Raw genomic sequence first — 15,967 nt, 5'->3', positions numbered from 1 at the left:
TCTCCCCTTCATTTTTTCATTAAGGTATGATTATGATACATACCCATCCATATTTTATGTGAAAACAAGCAAAGGGTGTTTGCCTTAAAAAAAATGGGTATTTATCCTAAAACACTATTGCGGTACCATAATATTTGTGACAACATTCATCGGTTGAGGTGAACAAACGGTGGATGAAAAATTAGCCGCTAAACTTCTCGATGAATTGCGCAATGGAACAATTTCAGAACTACTAGTAAAAAAAGAAGATTTTCTCACGTTTCGCAACGTTCTTGTAAAACAAAATGATTTTAAACATTTCCGTGGCATTGCTCAGCGAGGAGGAAACGTCATTTACCATTATCTCGAAAAACCTCGAAGCTAATCAATTAACGCCGATTTTCCAGTGCGAAAATCGGCGTTTTTTCTGTGCCGAAAAAATTTCCATACCCCCTATGAAACTAGCAATATCAACGGAAAACGCAATTTTCCAACATTTAGATGATGATAGAATCAAAAATCCTTGTTACTCTAGTAGCGAGTTAACAAGAAGGAGGGAATTTTATGAAAAAGATAAGGAAGTGGATGCTAGCATCCATTTTTTGTAGTGCATTTTTATTTGGAGGCCATGCTGCTAGTGCAGCTACAACTCATACAGTAAAACCTGGAGAAACGCTTTGGAACATTGCAAAACAATACGGCGTACCATTAAAACAGCTACAAAAACAAAATGATAAGTATACAGATCTATTATTTCCTGGTGAAAAGTTAGTTATTCCTAAAACAACGATTTCTGCAAGTGAAAAAGATTTATTAGCCCGTCTCGTTCACGCAGAAGCAAAAGGGGAACCATATGCAGGAAAAGTAGCCGTAGCAACTGTCGTGTTGAATCGAGTCGATCATCCTGATTTCCCAAATACGATTCGCGATGTTATTTATGAGCGCTCTGGCGGCCATTATGCATTCACGCCGGTACAAAATGGAACGATTAATCAACCGGCAGACCGTGAATCACGTCGCGCCGTTGAAGAAGCACTTGCTTTTCGCGGTTTAGGAAATGGTTCAGTGTACTTCTATAATCCAAAAACGGCGAAAAGCAAATGGCTGCGCTCTAAGCAGGTCACCATTGTCATTGGAAATCACGTATTTGCCAAGTAAGAAAGGAGCTTTGTCACAAGCTCCTTTCTTTATTAAGAAATGATAAAAAAAGAGACAAAGCCCCCTTTACTTAAAAAAGAAAATAAGGCAAACTATAACAAACACAGTAAATAAATAAAAAAGGAGAATGAATATGAAAAAAGCAAAAGTTGGCGACATTATCGAGTTTAAAAACGGATTGCGCGGAATCGTTGAAAAAGTCAATGAAAATTCTGTCATCGTTGATTTAACGTATATGGAAAATTATAGAGAATTGGATTTACAAGAACGGACCGTCGTCAATCATAAAAATTACAAAATTATTGAGTAAAAACGAAAACAGAGGCTGTTCTTTCACTTAGAACAGCCTCTGACTGTTTTATATAAAGATGCGCATTTTAGCGGTTATCTACTTTTTCCGGATATAAATCATGGTTCATTAAGCGATATTCCGCCATTTTTTCATACTTCGTTCCTGGACGTCCCCAGTTGCAATACGGATCGATCGAAATGCCGCCGCGCGGCGTGAATTTCCCCCATACTTCAATGTAGCGCGGCTCCATCACTTTAATTAAATCGTTCATAATAATATTGACGCAATCCTCATGGAAATCGCCGTGGTTGCGGAAGCTGAATAAATACAGCTTCAGCGATTTGCTTTCGACGCATTTTTTATCGGGAATGTAGCTAATGTAAATCGTCGCGAAGTCCGGTTGTCCGGTTTTTGGCCTCTGTTTTAACAAACAGGTGGACTATATCTTATTCTTATTCAACTGCGATATTGAATAAGAACCCTTGCGCTTCCACCATAATGATGTATATTACATCATCATGGTGTACTCTACTCTCTTCCTCCAACACTACTCTTACTCGCTTCATGTTGGAGTGATTTCGATAGTCTCTGCACCTTCCTCAAATTTAGAGAACATTTGGATTTCCTAGTCTCCTGCATTCCCCCTAAATTTGAGGCTTGGCTCAGGGTTGGAGAAATAAGGTTCTAAGAGATAAAGAAGTTGGTTTTCTTCCCAGTTTCTAATAGCAAAGTTATCTTGCTTATGAATATGTTGATGGCAGGAAGGACATAGGCATTTATAAATTTTATCATGATGTTGTTTGTGAAAAATATGCATTTGAGTTATTACGGACATCGTATTTAATTGATTAACTTGGCTTAAATAAAAGCAAATGGCATCAAAAATTTTAGTAAAAGACAAGACATGATGGCCATTGCAGGCTATTGTCTTTTTACCACAAGATTCACATGTATAATCTCTTTCAATAACAATATGCTTATTCCATGTATCCAATACATATTGTTTTACATATATACGATCAACTTCCTTATAAACATGTGAACTATAAAATCCGCCTTTCCAATTTGAATTTTTTCGTCCTTTTTGCCTAGCAGACAAATTTTCCTTAAAACTGGTCGACCTCTTCACATTTTTATTGGAAAGCGAAATCTTATTTTTGATTTTTTGTGCTTTTTCCACCCCATGAATTTCTTCATACCGTTTATTTTTATACATGATCTCCGCTTTCCTCTTATTAGCAACGGAATAACTGTGCTTTTTTCTTTCTACAATATTGTTCCAAATTTCAATGCCATACCACTGAATAATTTTTTCTTTTTCAGAATGTTTGGGAAGCCCATGAATTTGACGCCATCTGTCAACACTAGACCAATCAAGCCCCCATTCTTTCGATAATTCATTAATACTTTTTCCCTCATAAATAAACTGGCTTATAAACCACTCTTTATCTCTCCAAGGAGTTTGCGACAATACAAGCACCTCCACGAACATAAGTTCTTATTGCTTGTATTGTATACCAACTCCCATACTATTTCTACTATTTTCTCCCTTATTCTCTTCCCCTGAATTCACAAGGTTTAGCCGACAGTGTCACCACTGAAGTGTGCCCTCATTGACACAAGCTCGTAAACTCCGGACAATTGAACTTCACGAAATAATCGCGGTCAGGATGTTTGTTTTCGAATACTTCCAGCACCTCTGGGCTGTATTCGAATAAATATTTCGTCCCTTGGTTTCCTAATAGCGTAAGATCTTTTAACTCTTCTTCTTTTCTTCCTGCCATCGTTTTTTTCTCCTTTCCTAAATTTATATTTACACGCCGCGCTTGTTCCCCCACAACAGGGTGTGCAGCTGCGGCAAGACGCGCACGTCGTTCAGCTCGTTCGACTGCGCCACTTTTTCCACGAGCCACTCCAGCCTTGCCAAAAGCTGCGTGCGCAGCGCCGCATCATCCGCTTCTGCTAGATCGGCATTGCCGACTTGCAAATAAAACGGGATGTCCGGGTAGCGTCGGTGCACCTTTTTCGCATAGTCGAAATCGATTTCATCGAACACGACGACCTTTAAGCTCATATGAGACGCCCTTCCCGCACCCGCCAACTTTCCCACAATGTGATCGAGCATGGCAAAATCGGTATCCATCCCTGAACTTGGCGGTTTTGGCGAAATGGTTATATCATCGATATGATACAGCCAATCTTGCCAGCGGCTTCCTTGTGTTTCGACCGCAATGCGGATTCCTTTATTTTTTAATAATACTACAAGCTCTTCAAGCGCTTGAATGAGAACTGGATTTCCTCCCGAGATCGTCACATGGCTGAAGCGGTCACCGCCGAGTTCATACAGCCGTTCCCAAATTTGCTCCGCCGTCATTTGTCGGATTTCCTCTTTTGCCGACCCATCCCATGTAAAAGCGGAATCGCACCAGCGGCAGCGGTAGTCGCAGCCGGCGGTGCGGACGAACATCGTCTTTTGCCCGATCACCATTCCCTCCCCTTGGATCGTCGGTCCGAAAATTTCAAGCACGGGAATTTTTTTTGCCATGATCATTTCCCCGCTTTCGGCCGATAAACAACATAGCTTGTCGGCGTTTCCCGCACGAACACTTGCAAACACTTTGGCTTGTTTGGCATTGTATCAAGATACGCTTGCACCGTTTCATAGATTTTTCGAGCGATGACCTCGCTTGTCGGAAAATCGTTGCTGTTTTGATCATTGAACCAATCTTGATGTTCGTTCATTAACGAATGATCCAGTTTCCCATGAATAAGCTTTTTCAACTCTTGAAAATTTACTAAAAAACCTGCATCGTCGAGTTCATCTCCTGCCACCGTAATGTTCACGGTGTATATATGTCCATGCATGTTTGCGCATTTTCCCGCTTTCTCATGAGGAATAAAATGCGCGGCAGCAATATGCATATCTTTATTCAATTCGTATCGGTAATTGTGAAATACTTGCGGATAAAGTTGATGTATCATAATTGATTTGCCCCCTCCTTTTCTTTCATATACTCTTCAAGCCCGCGTCTTCGCAACACACAAGCCGGGCATTCCCCGCAGCCGTCAGCAATGATGCCGTTATAGCAAGTTAATGTTTTCGTCCTCACAAAATCAAACGCGCCGAGCTCATCGGCGAGCTTCCACGTCTTCGCTTTCGTCAGCCACATCAGTGGCGTATGAATGACAAATTGGTAATCCATCGCTAAATTCAACGTTACATTCAATGACTTAATAAATATATCGCGGCAATCCGGATAGCCGCTAAAATCCGTTTCACATACGCCTGTTACGAGATGACGCGCTCCTTTTTGTTTTGCAAGCACCGCGGCAAACGACAAAAACAATAAATTTCGCCCATCGACAAACGTTGATGGCAATTGCCCTTCATTTTGTTCAATGGCAATATCACTCCGCGTAAGCGCATTTGGCGCTAATTGATTTAATAGCGACATATCCAATACCGTATGTGGAACACCAAGTTCCTTCGCAATGGAAGCTGCCACTTCAATTTCCAGGCGATGACGCTGTCCGTAATCAAACGTCACCGCTTCTACCTCGTCAAATTGCTTTAGCGCCCAAAATAAACATGTCGTGCTATCTTGGCCGCCGCTAAAGACGACAATCGCTTTTTCCTTTTTCATTTTTCGATGCACTCCCTTCCGATTTTTCCAGAAGAAGAGGCGTTCTAAAACAAAAAAGCTATACCCCCTAAGGATATAGCCGTCCCTAGTTTTTTATAGAGGGTTGTTCTAGAAACCTCTCCCGTACGTTCGTACGGAATTTTTCTTCTGTTTTTTCCTTTTAAACTATACCACATTCAGCTTTTGGATTGCATTATTTTTTTTATTTTATTCGCTGCCTTCACATATATGTATAAAGCAGGAATATAGAAAATGACGAAATACAGGCCGATCGTAGAGGTCCATTTGTTCAACCGTTCGATTTGTTCTTTTTCTTCGAACCACAATGTCCCGATAAATAAGAATAACAAAATCACAGGAACAAAGCGGCGCTGCTTGATGGAAAACAATTTTTTCGCAACGCGCGAAGCCGACCATACCGCAATGCAAATAATTGGAAATACTACCAGCACATAAATGGAAATGATAATGTACTCCATCCTTTCAATAAACGGCACTGCTGGAATTTTCGCCAGCGTTAATGTCGGCCAAGTGATATGCTGAATTTGTTCTTCATTATAGAAAAGAATCGAGACCAGCATAATACTTAAATAGATGAGGGTCGTAAACGCACTTCCCCATTGCGCCCATTTATGAGATTTTTCCGGCTGTTGGATAAACGGGTAATATACCATCAGCATTTCCATTCCTAAATATTGCAGCGACATTGCTTTCGCACCCGCAAAAATCTCACCGATCGAATGGTCAAACACCGGCAGCAAATTGCGATAATGGGCATATTCAAGCGGGAAAAACAACATTGGAAAAATGGTGAGCAACGGAATCACGACGCCCCAAAAACATACCCCCGTGACAACGCGGAATCCTCCTAATACGGTGTAATAAGCCAGCGCTAAAAAAATAAGGCTGAACTGCCATGCCCCCATCAGAGGAAACATCCAAATTTTAATAATCTCAATATACGTTTGCAATACCGTAAACGCTAATAAAGAGAAATAAACAAGCAAAGCGAAATTAAAGACAAAGCCGATCCATTTGCCGAAATAGCGTTGGTGTATAGAAACGATATCTTCAGCATCAGGGGAATGAGCGAAAAGTTGATACATGATCCAAATTAATAAATGGGCAATAATTCCCGTTAGGATAACAGCTATCCACGCATCGTGCCCCGCCTCTTTCATCACCAAGCGTTGAAAACTAAGCATTCCAATTCCCACTTGGGTGCTATTAATGAGAAAAAACACCAAAAAGGGCGAGATAAGGAATCGCTCTTTCATTGCTTGATTCATAAAAATACCTCCCCATCCGCTCGCGTCACTCACCGATCCCTGTTTGTATAATGTCGACAGTTACATGCGGCTTGATTTCTAAATCTTTATATTCACGATAAAACTCGTCTGCATTCCAATTCCTTGTTTCGCTGCGGACAAATTCGCCAATGCCAAGCGGGTCAATCTCTTTTTCTTGAAAATAGCGGAGCAGGCGGCGAATATCGCGCTCGATTTCATCTTCCATCTTCTTTTTCACCGTAGAGAAAATATTTTTATGCGGCATATCGAGCCAAGACGGATAATCTCTGACAGAAGCGTGAATATGAACAAAAATATGTAGAACATGGCGGTTCCCTTTCCTTTTCCACTCATATTTGGATGTCGCAAATAAATTTTCGAGCATCACCCGGTCCTCGCCTTGTTTTCCCCGATTCCCTACTTTTAACTGATATACTCCTTTTTTTGTTTCATTTAATAAAATTTTTACCAAAAATGAATCACGCAAACTCACTTTCCCCACATATTTTCCATCTTTAAACAATGCAAGCCCTTCTAATTTCACAAAATCCCCCTTTTTCTCAAAATAAGGCAAAAACGGATCGCTTCCTTTTGAAAAATAGTTATATAAAAACAAATGTAAATTCGTTTTTGGCAAATTCATCGAACGGACATTTTGTTCGACTAGATTAGGCAAGTACAGCGTATCGCTCAAAGTAGTGCTCGCCGTAATATCCAATAGCTCACGTGCGCTTCCTGACGACACACCTAACAGCAAATGGCTTCCCACTTTATTGTTGCGGGCCAAACTATGGGTGATTTGTATAATTCCCCGTTTGGCAAATTCTTTGCCAAATAAAATTAAACGAAGCTGCCCTTCCTCAATCGGCAATGCCGACTTGGAAGAAAGGCGGGGAATTAAATCATACACCGTTGACGAAGATGTCGTTAATAAATTCGGCTTTGTCATCGGTCCTTGTTTAAACGTCGGATATACCGCCGTTCCTACATATTTTCCGTCATGAAAGTCATAGCCCATTTCTTGAATAATTTGAATTTCATCAATAACGCGCGAGCTTTTGCAGCCGGCAAGTAAAAAGACCGATGCGGCAATGACCAGAAGCGGCTTCATATTCGACCCCTTTCTTACTCGTCGATATCGTCTTTTTGTTTCGCTTTCGCCGGATTATAGCGGAACAAGGAAAGCGGGCGAAGAAACGTTGGTCGCTGCACTGTTTGGCTGTATGAGAAACGGATAATACTATCTTTGAAATTGCGAATGCGCAGCGGATAAAACGGAACTAAATATGGATTGCCAAATGATTGCAGCCTTCCTAAATGAATTAATAGGAAACAGACGGCGAAAACAATTCCGACTCCGCCCCAAAATGTCGCAAATAAAATAATGGGAAAGCGGATGAAGCGAATTGTATTGGACATTTTAAAAATCGGTGTCGTAAAAGAAGCTAAAGCGGCAAGTGAAACGATAATGAGCATGATGGTGCTTGTCAGCCCTGCGTCCACCGCAGCTTGTCCGATCACAATACCGCCGACGACCCCAAGCGACTGCGCCACTTTTGTCGGCAGGCGCGCGCCCGCTTCGCGAAGCAGTTCAATGGTGATTTCTAAAAATAACACTTCCAATACCGGCGGAAACGGTACGTTAGAACGGGAATAGATAATTGGTCCAAGCAAATCTTTCGGAATCATTTCATAATGGTACGTTAATACCGCAATATAAATCGGCGAAGCCAGCACGGAAATCATAATGCCAAAAACGCGAATCAGCCGGACAAATGATCCAAGAATCCATGGTAAATAATAATCTTCCGGTGAAGTAAAAAAATCGAAAAAAGTCGACGGGCCGATGACAACATATGGCGAACCATCGCAAAGAACAACAACTTGACCAGACGCAAGCGCAGAAACGGCACGGTCAATCCGTTCCGTTGAGATAAAAAGCGGAAACGGAGAATTCGAGTTATCGGAAAGCATTTGATCGATAAGGGAATTGTCAAGAATAATGTCAAAATGGATATTTTCGAGTCGCTGGATCACGGTTTCGATCGTCTGCTTATTCGTAATTCCATCGATATACGCGACAACCACTTTTGTTTTTGATATTGTACCAAGCTCCATTTCCCGAAACACTAAATTGGGCGTTACGATTTGCCTTCTGATTAAATGTAAGTTAGTACCAATGTTTTCGATAAATCCCACTTTCGGTCCGATGACACTAAATTCATTTTCTGAATCATTGTTTGACCGCAGCCCTAAACTTTCATTTGCTATATTAATGAGTGCAACACGGTTATCTGTCTTTTGTAACTGAACAGCCACAAACCCTTTTAATATTTTTTCTTCGATCATCTGCACATCGTTCGTTACTTCAATCCGCTGAATCGGTATGATCTTTTGCAAATCTTCCAGCTTTATATCTGGATTTTTCGGCACATCATTTTGCAGATGGCAGAGAACGTGTTGCTGCAGCACTTTCGGGTCCACTAGCGAATCAAAATAGTAAATGGCAAGCAAATGACCGTTTACGGCAAACTCGACTGTAATGAAATCACTAGATTGACGCAGCTTATTCAATAATTGTTGCAGCGTTTTTTCCCCACCGTTTGTCTTCGTTTTTTTAAAAAAGGAAAAAATGGACATAATGATCCCCTCGTACTTGCCGTTTGAGGGATAGTCTTCCAATCGACTGTTGGTTTTATTCACTTCCTATTAGGTGTTGATATATCTAAATATTGTGTATATATTGAAAAAAGGAACAAATACATAGGAGGGAAGCAACAATGAGACATCTGACAAAACAACGGCGAGCGAAACAAGCGCTAAAAAAAGCGGTAGAGGTGGCAGAAAAGCTGCAACAATACATAGACAACACCCGTCCGTTAGAGGCGCAGTTAGATCATATTCGTTCGTTTTTGGACAAGCAGCTTGGACAGGATGAGTATTTTCTTATCGTAGATGAAACGGGATACAGTCTCGTTCATACGAACCGCTTGCGGGAAGGCAGGATTTTTTCGGATGAAGTAGGACAGAAGGCGGCAAAAACAACAAAACCGCTTTTGCAAGTGTATGAACGGGATACCGGGGAAGTGCTGATCGATGCAAGCTGTCCGTTATGGACAGATCCTAGTGGAAAGCGCTTTAATTTGCGGATGGGACGATTAATGCACCACCCTTATTTACCGATATATTTTTCCCTTCTCTCCATCGTCCCGGCTGTTCTCAGCCTGCTTTTCACTACTATTTTTTCCTTATCCGCGCTATGGATGTGCACTATGACCATTACCATTGGCCTTATCTTCAGTTTTTATTTTTATCATTCACTCATCATTGAACTGCGCCATTGGTATAGCGCCACCCGCTCCGTTTCCTCTGGGAACTTGCAGACAGAAGTGCGGACAAAGCGAAAACGAAACGAATTTCATCAAATCGCTTACGAACTTAATAAAATGATTTTAGGCATCCGTACGATTATTACCGAGCTAGCAAAGGCGGTCAAAACGGTCAATCAAGTCAGCGAAAAACAGCAATTGGAAACAAGACGGCTTTCTGAATCGTCTGATGAAATCGCGGCAGCGATGGAAACATTTCGCGAAGGCACAAAACAGCAAACGGTATCAGTAGAACAGGCAAATCATTTCGTCATGCAGATGGTAAAACGGGTGCAAAACATGCAAGAAGAAGTAGAACGCGTCGTTTCACAGGCGAAAAGCGCTCTCACATCGATGAACGAAGGAAACCGTCTCATTGAAGAAACAAAACAAAAAATGGATACCATGCAACAAGAAATAAACAAAACAACCGCATTAATCCATGCTGCAGCGCAAGAAGCAGCCAACGCCCAAGACATGATTTCGTCCATTCGTACGATTACAAAACAGACGAACTTGCTGGCATTAAATGCGTCGATTGAAGCCTCGCGTGCAGGAGAAGCGGGAAAAGGCTTTGCCATCGTCGCCCAGGAAGTTCGCAAGCTCGCCGAAGATACGAACACATTTGCCGCTCAAATTTTAGCTTCGTTGCAAACGATGGCATCAGTACTCCAAGATGCCGTGCAGGCGGTGCAAGAAAATGAGCAGCATGTCGAGAAAACAAAACTTTCCTTATGGAAAACGGGAGAAACGTTTACATTATTTCAGCATATGTTCACCCAATTAAATGAGCTGCTGCAACAAAATAAAATACATGTCGAATCGGTAACGGTGAACGGACAAAACCTTCAGCGGCTCATTGGCGATATTAACGCGATTGCCAGCGATTTTACAAACATGGTGCAAGAAACTACCGCCGGATTAGAACAGCAAACAATAGCCATTCACGAACTAGCTAAAGAAGCAGATGTTTTGCTTGCATCCGTCCATGAGCTAGAAAAAATCATACAGCGCTTTCGCTAATCATCAACAAAACAGCCGTTTTTCCACGTCAATGCGGGAAAACGGCTGCTGTTACGGGCGCGGTACTTTGCGCACCCATAATAGAAAAAGAAATGCAAAACTGATGTAGCCAAATATCGGATATAAAAATGATAAGAGCTCACTGTAGCGGAATAAGCTGACCATATACAGCACGATAAACAACACGGCAAAAAACAAGACGTTAGGAATAGAAACGAGCGTGCGCGCCTGCCGCTGCAGGCCAAAAATGCCGCCGATAATAGACGTAAAAATTTCCCCGTAAATCACAATGATATACACCCAGTAAAAAACGGCGAAAAACGAACGGATCACTTCCGCCATCGGGATATCGTAATTCATTGCATATGGAAACGATAAGAGCACAAAATGGCTGCTTAATAAAATGCCGGTAAGCAGCAGCCCGCCAAGCACTGCGCCGCGCCGCACCATGCGCTCATCTCCCGTCTCGCAAGCCAGCGGCACAAGCACAGGCTGCGCCATCGCCAAATTAAACGCCGCATACGAAAAAGGGGAAAGAAAGGCTTTTAATGAATAGTCTGCCGCTTCCAGTTTCGTTTCACACAATTCTCCCATGGTAATCAGCTTTCCAAACGCAATGGCGCTAAATAGCACCATCATCGGAACAATCAAGGCGTTTACTCCAAATAGCCCTTTTATATCGTACATCATGACTAACAGCGATAAACATAACGTCGCCACAATTCCGATCTGCCGCGGCAACCCGAGCTGTTCCTCAAACACCGCGCCTGCGCCGGCCATCATCACGGCGGTGACTCCGACAATCATCACCGTCATCATGATAGAAATAACCGGGCTCATTGCCCTGCCAAATAAATAGCGGTTAAACTGTTGATAAGAGGCGGCCTTCACTTTCCGTGCCATCACCATCATGCGCGCGCCGCCCCACGTAAACAAGATGCCGCTGATGATAATGCCAATCGTTCCGGACGTTCCGTATTGGGTAAAAAACTCGATAATTTCTTTTCCAGTAGCAAACCCCGCGCCGACGACAGTGCCGACATAAACGGCGGCGATTTGCCAAGCTCCTGACCACTTTCCAGCCACTTCTGCCATCTCCCTCTCCTTGTCCACTATTCACTCCCATATATATGCCGACATAGTTCAATAAAGACGAGATGGCAGTAAAAAAGATGCCACTATAGGGCATCCCTTCATTGCACCGTAATTTGCTCTACTTGATGTTCGTGAAGTTGTTCCGTTTCTACATGAATTTTTACAGAATATGTCCCGTTTTCTTGAAACGACGTTGCTGCCTCGTATTGGCCTGCTTGTTTTTCGCTTGCTTCGATAAACAGGTGCTTTCCGTTATCTTTCCACACTTCAAAACGAACGGTAGCGCCTGCAAGCGGCTTGCCATCATGAGTAATATGTACCGTTAAATGCGCTTCTTTATTTACGGAAAATTGTTTTTCATGAAGCATCATCATGACATCGGCATGATGGTGTTCATCACCGTGATGTTCCTCTGCATGATTTTGCGGCTGATCGCTCGGTGTGCCAACAACGATATCTTTTTTCGGCATATTATGCATATTTCGTGCTGTCACGTGGCTAATGACCGAATACGTCCCCGGCTCGGTAAACGTCTTTTTCACAGAATATTTGCCATCACCATCATTTTTGGCAGTTAACATCTCGCGCTTCTCGCTTCCATGTTTCCACACTTCAAACTTCACTTCATCCGCATCATTCACTTTTTCCCCGCCGTATGTCACGATACAAGAAAGTGTCGTTTCCTTATTTAATTCAATATGATCCGGTGTCTGAAGTTGAACTTCAAGCATTGCCGGCTTTTCCTCTTGCTTTTGCTGGCTGCAGGCGGCAAATAAAAGCAATATTAACATCAATGGCAAAAACAGCGAAAGCTTTTTCATTTTTTTTTACTTCCCCTTTGCTCTATTTTCTAGACTTAACTATACCATAACTTTTTCTTATCCGTACATTATTCACTATTCCTTCAAAAACATTTCACGGTTACAACAAATTTTTTTGTAAAAAACTCTTGAAAGTCAAAGATAGTCAAAGTATAATAAAATCAGAAAGTCAAAGATAGTCAAAGTCAAAAGAGCGAAAAAGGAGGTTATGCCTCATGCTTTGTCAAGTATGCCATCAAAACGAAGCGACGGTATTTGTCAATTTACAATTTAATCATGAGAAAAAGCAAATGCACCTTTGCCACGAATGTTATGAAAAACAAAAACAAGAGCTGACTATTCCGATCAATTTCGGTTTCGATAATTTCTCGTCATTCCCATTTGACGATTTCTTTATGAACGGATTTTCGCCAATTTCGGAAATGGATACGCCATCAGCAAATATGGCACAACCATCCAAACCATCCAAATGGAACAGAAACGGTAAAAGAGGCGGCGGTTTCTTAGACCAATTTGGCCGCAACTTAACACAGCTTGCGAAAGCCGGTCTGATTGACCCAGTCATCGGACGCGATAAAGAAATTGAACGCGTCATTGAAATTTTAAACCGCCGCAATAAAAACAACCCGGTATTAATCGGGGAACCAGGTGTCGGTAAAACAGCGATTGTCGAAGGACTCGCCTTGAAAATCGCTGAAGGGCAAGTTCCGGAAAAACTATTAAACAAGGAAGTATATTTGCTTGACGTCGCATCGCTTGTTGCGAATACAGGCATTCGCGGTCAATTCGAAGAGCGGATGAAACGGCTCATCGCTGAATTGCAGCGCCGGAAAAACGTCATTCTCTTCATCGATGAAATTCACTTGCTTGTCGGCGCCGGTTCGGCGGAAGGTTCGATGGACGCGGGCAACATTTTAAAACCAGCGCTCGCGCGTGGAGAATTGCAAGTCGTCGGCGCTACAACGTTGAAAGAATATCGCCAAATTGAAAAAGACGCTGCGCTTGAACGCCGTTTCCAACCAGTTATCGTGCATGAACCAACGGTCGAAGAAGCGATTACGATTTTAAAAGGGATTCAGCCGAAATACGAGCAATTCCATCATGTGAAATATACGGACGAAGCGATTGAAGCGTGCGTCAAATTGTCGCACCGTTACATTCAAGACCGCTTCTTGCCGGACAAAGCGATCGACTTGTTAGACGAAGCCGGCTCCAAAGCGAACTTGCGCCTCGGTCCGACAGATGAAAAACAAATTCAAGAACGCCTTGCGCAAATCGCCAAAGAAAAAGCAAAAGCAGTGAAAGAAGAAAATTTCGAACTGGCAGCGAAATTGCGCAGCGAAGAGTTGAAATTGGAAAAACAATTGCAAAACGGCGTAAACCAAGAACGCCCAGTTGTCGATGTTGCTGATATCCAACGCATCATCGAAGAGAAAACAGGCATTCCTGTCGGCAAACTGCAGGCCGATGAAAAAGAAAAAATGAAACATTTAGAAGAAAACTTAGCGAAAAAAGTCATTGGCCAAGAAGAAGCGGTCAAAAAAGTCGCCAAAGCAATCCGCCGCAGCCGCGCGGGATTAAAAGCAAAACACCGCCCAATCGGTTCGTTCTTATTCGTTGGTCCGACTGGCGTCGGAAAAACGGAGCTGGCGAAAACGTTGGCAGAAGAGCTATTCGGCTCAAAAGATGCAATGATTCGCCTCGACATGAGCGAATACATGGAAAAACATTCGGTATCGAAATTAATCGGTTCGCCTCCTGGCTATGTCGGTCACGAAGAAGCCGGCCAGCTTACAGAAAAAGTGCGCCGCAATCCATACAGCATTATCTTGCTTGACGAGATTGAAAAAGCGCACCCAGATGTGCAACACATTTTCCTTCAAATTTTAGAAGACGGCCGTCTCACTGACAGCCAAGGACGCACCGTAAGCTTTAAAGATACAGTCATCATCGCAACAAGCAACGCCGGCGTGACAGACAAAAAAATTACGGTCGGATTTGAAAAACAACAAACACAAACAAGCATTCTCGACTCATTAAACGCATACTTCAAACCAGAGTTTTTAAACCGTTTCGATGCGATTATTGAATTCAAATCGTTGAAAAAAGAACATATGCTGCAAATTGTTGATCTCATGCTTGACGAAGTAAAAGCAGCAATGCGCGAACAACACATCGACCTTGACGTTTCGCAAGCGGCGAAAGAAAAATTAGCCGAACTCGGCTACCATCCAGCATTCGGCGCTCGTCCGCTCCGCCGCGTCATCCAAGAACATGTCGAAGACAAAATCGCCGATGTGCTGCTGGATGAAAACGATCAAGTCAAAGCGATTCGCATCGATGTCGAAAACGATGCGATTGTCGCCAAACCTTTGCATAAACAAACCGCCTAATCCCTTAATGGGAAAGGCGGTTCTTTTTTTGCCCATCCTTATTCGCTTGTACGTTATCACATTATTCCAGATTGAAAGATAATTACAAATTAGATGCATACCTTTACATGGAGTGTCGCACATGTCAAACTTAATGTCCTGCGAAATAAGTAATTAAAGTCGCCCCTTTCGATAGAAAACATGCCTGCAAAAGCTCCACGTCATAACGATCCTTTTATGAATTATAGGGAAAAAACCTACTTTACTAATGAGGCACAAAGGAAACACGCATAAAACGGGAAAGATTGTTAAACAATAGTAGCGCTCAACAAAGATATATTATGAGGTGATGGAATGAAAGTATGGTCTAAGTTTTTAATCTGTATATGTTTGCTATTTACGTTTCATTTACCTGTTCAGGCGCAGAAAATTACCATTCCAAAACAAGCAGTAAATATCCAACGTGCCGCAAACTTAAAGGATTTAGTAAGCGGCTCAACATTCATTGCTTATGGTTGGTTCGATACTTCTTTCCAGAAACAGCAGTTAAATAAATCTGTACAAGGGGGGAAGCTCGTTAATTTTGTACAAAGCTTTCATGTCGACAAATATTTAAAGGGAACCGGCGGCAAAATCATTAACGTGTTATCAACCGGGATTGAACCCCTTCCTGATCCTTTACATCCTCTCAACAAAGTTTATCCAGGACCGATGGCTGAGGGCCGATATGTTTGCTTTCTAAAACCTGTTAAAGGAACAGAATTGTATACCATTGTCGGGGGATGGCAAGGAGTCTACCCTGTTTACGAAGGAAAAACCATTTCCTTGAAAGAAGAAGGCTTTCCAGAGTTAAATCAATTAACGCTTAGACAATTCGAAGCAAAAATCAAATCCCGCTAAATATCGTACACAGAAAAGATAGGCGG

Annotated in this window: 15 protein-coding genes and 2 pseudogenes; 6 read left to right on the top strand and 11 right to left on the bottom strand. The window is 42.3% G+C overall.

Annotation, left to right across the window (positions count from 1 at the left end; genetic code table 11):
- Positions 1–169 precede the first annotated feature (169 nt).
- The 3 genes from B9L23_RS05195 (at position 170) to B9L23_RS05185 (ending at position 1,447) form a co-directional block, all read left to right on the top strand.
- Entirely contained in the window at positions 170–364 is a 195-nt protein-coding gene (locus tag B9L23_RS05195; protein ID WP_012749563.1) for a hypothetical protein, read from the top strand.
- 179 nt (positions 365–543) lie between these two features.
- On the top strand, positions 544–1,137 hold the full coding sequence (locus B9L23_RS05190; RefSeq protein WP_062677465.1) for a cell wall hydrolase: 594 nt from the start codon (positions 544–546) through the stop codon (positions 1,135–1,137).
- 133 nt (positions 1,138–1,270) lie between these two features.
- Entirely contained in the window at positions 1,271–1,447 is a 177-nt protein-coding gene (locus tag B9L23_RS05185; RefSeq protein WP_012749561.1) for a YkvS family protein, read from the top strand.
- 67 nt (positions 1,448–1,514) lie between these two features.
- On the opposite strand, the pseudogene queF reads toward B9L23_RS05185, so the two are convergent.
- The 9 genes and pseudogenes from queF to B9L23_RS05140 all read right to left on the bottom strand — a co-directional run.
- A pseudogene (gene queF, locus B9L23_RS05180) lies at positions 1,515–1,844 on the bottom strand (preQ(1) synthase); the annotation flags it as partial.
- 210 nt (positions 1,845–2,054) lie between these two features.
- Positions 2,055–2,900, bottom strand: a complete 846-nt coding sequence (locus B9L23_RS05175) for a hypothetical protein (RefSeq protein WP_089096998.1) — start codon at positions 2,898–2,900, stop codon at positions 2,055–2,057.
- A 145-nt stretch (positions 2,901–3,045) separates the two neighbouring features.
- Positions 3,046–3,213, bottom strand: a pseudogene (locus B9L23_RS05170) (preQ(1) synthase); the annotation flags it as partial.
- A gap of 29 nt (positions 3,214–3,242) precedes the next feature.
- Positions 3,243–3,974 (bottom strand): 7-carboxy-7-deazaguanine synthase QueE, encoded by a 732-nt coding sequence (gene queE, locus B9L23_RS05165; RefSeq protein ID WP_041269599.1) that lies wholly within the window; start codon positions 3,972–3,974, stop codon positions 3,243–3,245.
- Positions 3,975–3,976: 2 nt separating this feature from the next.
- Positions 3,977–4,411: a 6-carboxytetrahydropterin synthase QueD gene (gene queD / locus B9L23_RS05160; RefSeq protein WP_012749559.1), complete on the bottom strand. Its 435-nt coding sequence runs from the start codon at positions 4,409–4,411 to the stop codon at positions 3,977–3,979.
- A complete protein-coding gene (queC, locus tag B9L23_RS05155; protein ID WP_012749558.1) occupies positions 4,408–5,073 on the bottom strand; it encodes a 7-cyano-7-deazaguanine synthase QueC in 666 nt (221 codons plus the stop codon). Before queC ends, queD begins: the two co-directional genes overlap by 4 nt.
- Before the next feature lie 176 nt (positions 5,074–5,249).
- Positions 5,250–6,362 (bottom strand): GerAB/ArcD/ProY family transporter, encoded by a 1,113-nt coding sequence (locus B9L23_RS05150; protein ID WP_089096997.1) that lies wholly within the window; start codon positions 6,360–6,362, stop codon positions 5,250–5,252.
- A gap of 25 nt (positions 6,363–6,387) precedes the next feature.
- Entirely contained in the window at positions 6,388–7,473 is a 1,086-nt protein-coding gene (locus B9L23_RS05145; RefSeq protein WP_062753601.1) for a Ger(x)C family spore germination protein, read from the bottom strand.
- A gap of 14 nt (positions 7,474–7,487) precedes the next feature.
- On the bottom strand, positions 7,488–9,002 hold the full coding sequence (locus B9L23_RS05140; protein WP_089096996.1) for a spore germination protein: 1,515 nt from the start codon (positions 9,000–9,002) through the stop codon (positions 7,488–7,490).
- Positions 9,003–9,142: 140 nt separating this feature from the next.
- Here B9L23_RS05140 and B9L23_RS05135 point away from each other — a divergent pair, with 140 nt between their 5' ends.
- On the top strand, positions 9,143–10,753 hold the full coding sequence (locus tag B9L23_RS05135) for a methyl-accepting chemotaxis protein (protein WP_089096995.1): 1,611 nt from the start codon (positions 9,143–9,145) through the stop codon (positions 10,751–10,753).
- 51 nt (positions 10,754–10,804) lie between these two features.
- On the opposite strand, the gene B9L23_RS05130 is transcribed toward B9L23_RS05135, so the two are convergent.
- Complete coding sequence (locus B9L23_RS05130; RefSeq protein WP_081189153.1) at positions 10,805–11,848, bottom strand: YkvI family membrane protein; 1,044 nt, start codon at positions 11,846–11,848, stop codon at positions 10,805–10,807.
- Between the two features lie 98 nt (positions 11,849–11,946).
- Positions 11,947–12,669, bottom strand: a complete 723-nt coding sequence (locus B9L23_RS05125; RefSeq protein ID WP_062753606.1) for a FixH family protein — start codon at positions 12,667–12,669, stop codon at positions 11,947–11,949.
- A 215-nt stretch (positions 12,670–12,884) separates the two neighbouring features.
- Here B9L23_RS05125 and B9L23_RS05120 point away from each other — a divergent pair, with 215 nt between their 5' ends.
- Together B9L23_RS05120 and B9L23_RS05115 are read left to right on the top strand one after the other, a co-directional pair.
- Positions 12,885–15,062: an ATP-dependent Clp protease ATP-binding subunit gene (locus B9L23_RS05120; RefSeq protein WP_089096994.1), complete on the top strand. Its 2,178-nt coding sequence runs from the start codon at positions 12,885–12,887 to the stop codon at positions 15,060–15,062.
- Positions 15,063–15,395: 333 nt separating this feature from the next.
- A complete protein-coding gene (locus B9L23_RS05115; protein WP_089096993.1) occupies positions 15,396–15,941 on the top strand; it encodes a hypothetical protein in 546 nt (181 codons plus the stop codon).
- Positions 15,942–15,967 lie beyond the last annotated feature (26 nt).

This window comes from Parageobacillus galactosidasius (assembly GCF_002217735.1).
Taxonomy (GTDB): domain Bacteria; phylum Bacillota; class Bacilli; order Bacillales; family Anoxybacillaceae; genus Parageobacillus_B; species Parageobacillus_B toebii.
This window is presented reverse-complemented; position numbering and strand designations above follow the sequence as displayed.

Excerpts from the sequence above, each read along its gene's own strand:
- B9L23_RS05190 (WP_062677465.1), top strand. The coding sequence starts at position 544 with ATGAAAAAGATAAGGAAGTGGATGCTAGCATCCATTTTTTGTAGTGCA.
- B9L23_RS05185 (WP_012749561.1), top strand. The coding sequence starts at position 1,271 with ATGAAAAAAGCAAAAGTTGGCGACATTATCGAGTTTAAAAACGGATTG.
- queE (WP_041269599.1), bottom strand. The coding sequence starts at position 3,974 with ATGGCAAAAAAAATTCCCGTGCTTGAAATTTTCGGACCGACGATCCAA.
- queD (WP_012749559.1), bottom strand. The coding sequence starts at position 4,411 with ATGATACATCAACTTTATCCGCAAGTATTTCACAATTACCGATACGAA.
- queC (WP_012749558.1), bottom strand. The coding sequence starts at position 5,073 with ATGAAAAAGGAAAAAGCGATTGTCGTCTTTAGCGGCGGCCAAGATAGC.
- B9L23_RS05150 (WP_089096997.1), bottom strand. The coding sequence starts at position 6,362 with ATGAATCAAGCAATGAAAGAGCGATTCCTTATCTCGCCCTTTTTGGTG.
- B9L23_RS05145 (WP_062753601.1), bottom strand. The coding sequence starts at position 7,473 with ATGAAGCCGCTTCTGGTCATTGCCGCATCGGTCTTTTTACTTGCCGGC.
- B9L23_RS05140 (WP_089096996.1), bottom strand. The coding sequence starts at position 9,002 with ATGTCCATTTTTTCCTTTTTTAAAAAAACGAAGACAAACGGTGGGGAA.
- B9L23_RS05135 (WP_089096995.1), top strand. The coding sequence starts at position 9,143 with ATGAGACATCTGACAAAACAACGGCGAGCGAAACAAGCGCTAAAAAAA.
- B9L23_RS05130 (WP_081189153.1), bottom strand. The coding sequence starts at position 11,848 with ATGGCAGAAGTGGCTGGAAAGTGGTCAGGAGCTTGGCAAATCGCCGCC.
- B9L23_RS05125 (WP_062753606.1), bottom strand. The coding sequence starts at position 12,669 with ATGAAAAAGCTTTCGCTGTTTTTGCCATTGATGTTAATATTGCTTTTA.
- B9L23_RS05120 (WP_089096994.1), top strand. The coding sequence starts at position 12,885 with ATGCTTTGTCAAGTATGCCATCAAAACGAAGCGACGGTATTTGTCAAT.
- B9L23_RS05115 (WP_089096993.1), top strand. The coding sequence starts at position 15,396 with ATGAAAGTATGGTCTAAGTTTTTAATCTGTATATGTTTGCTATTTACG.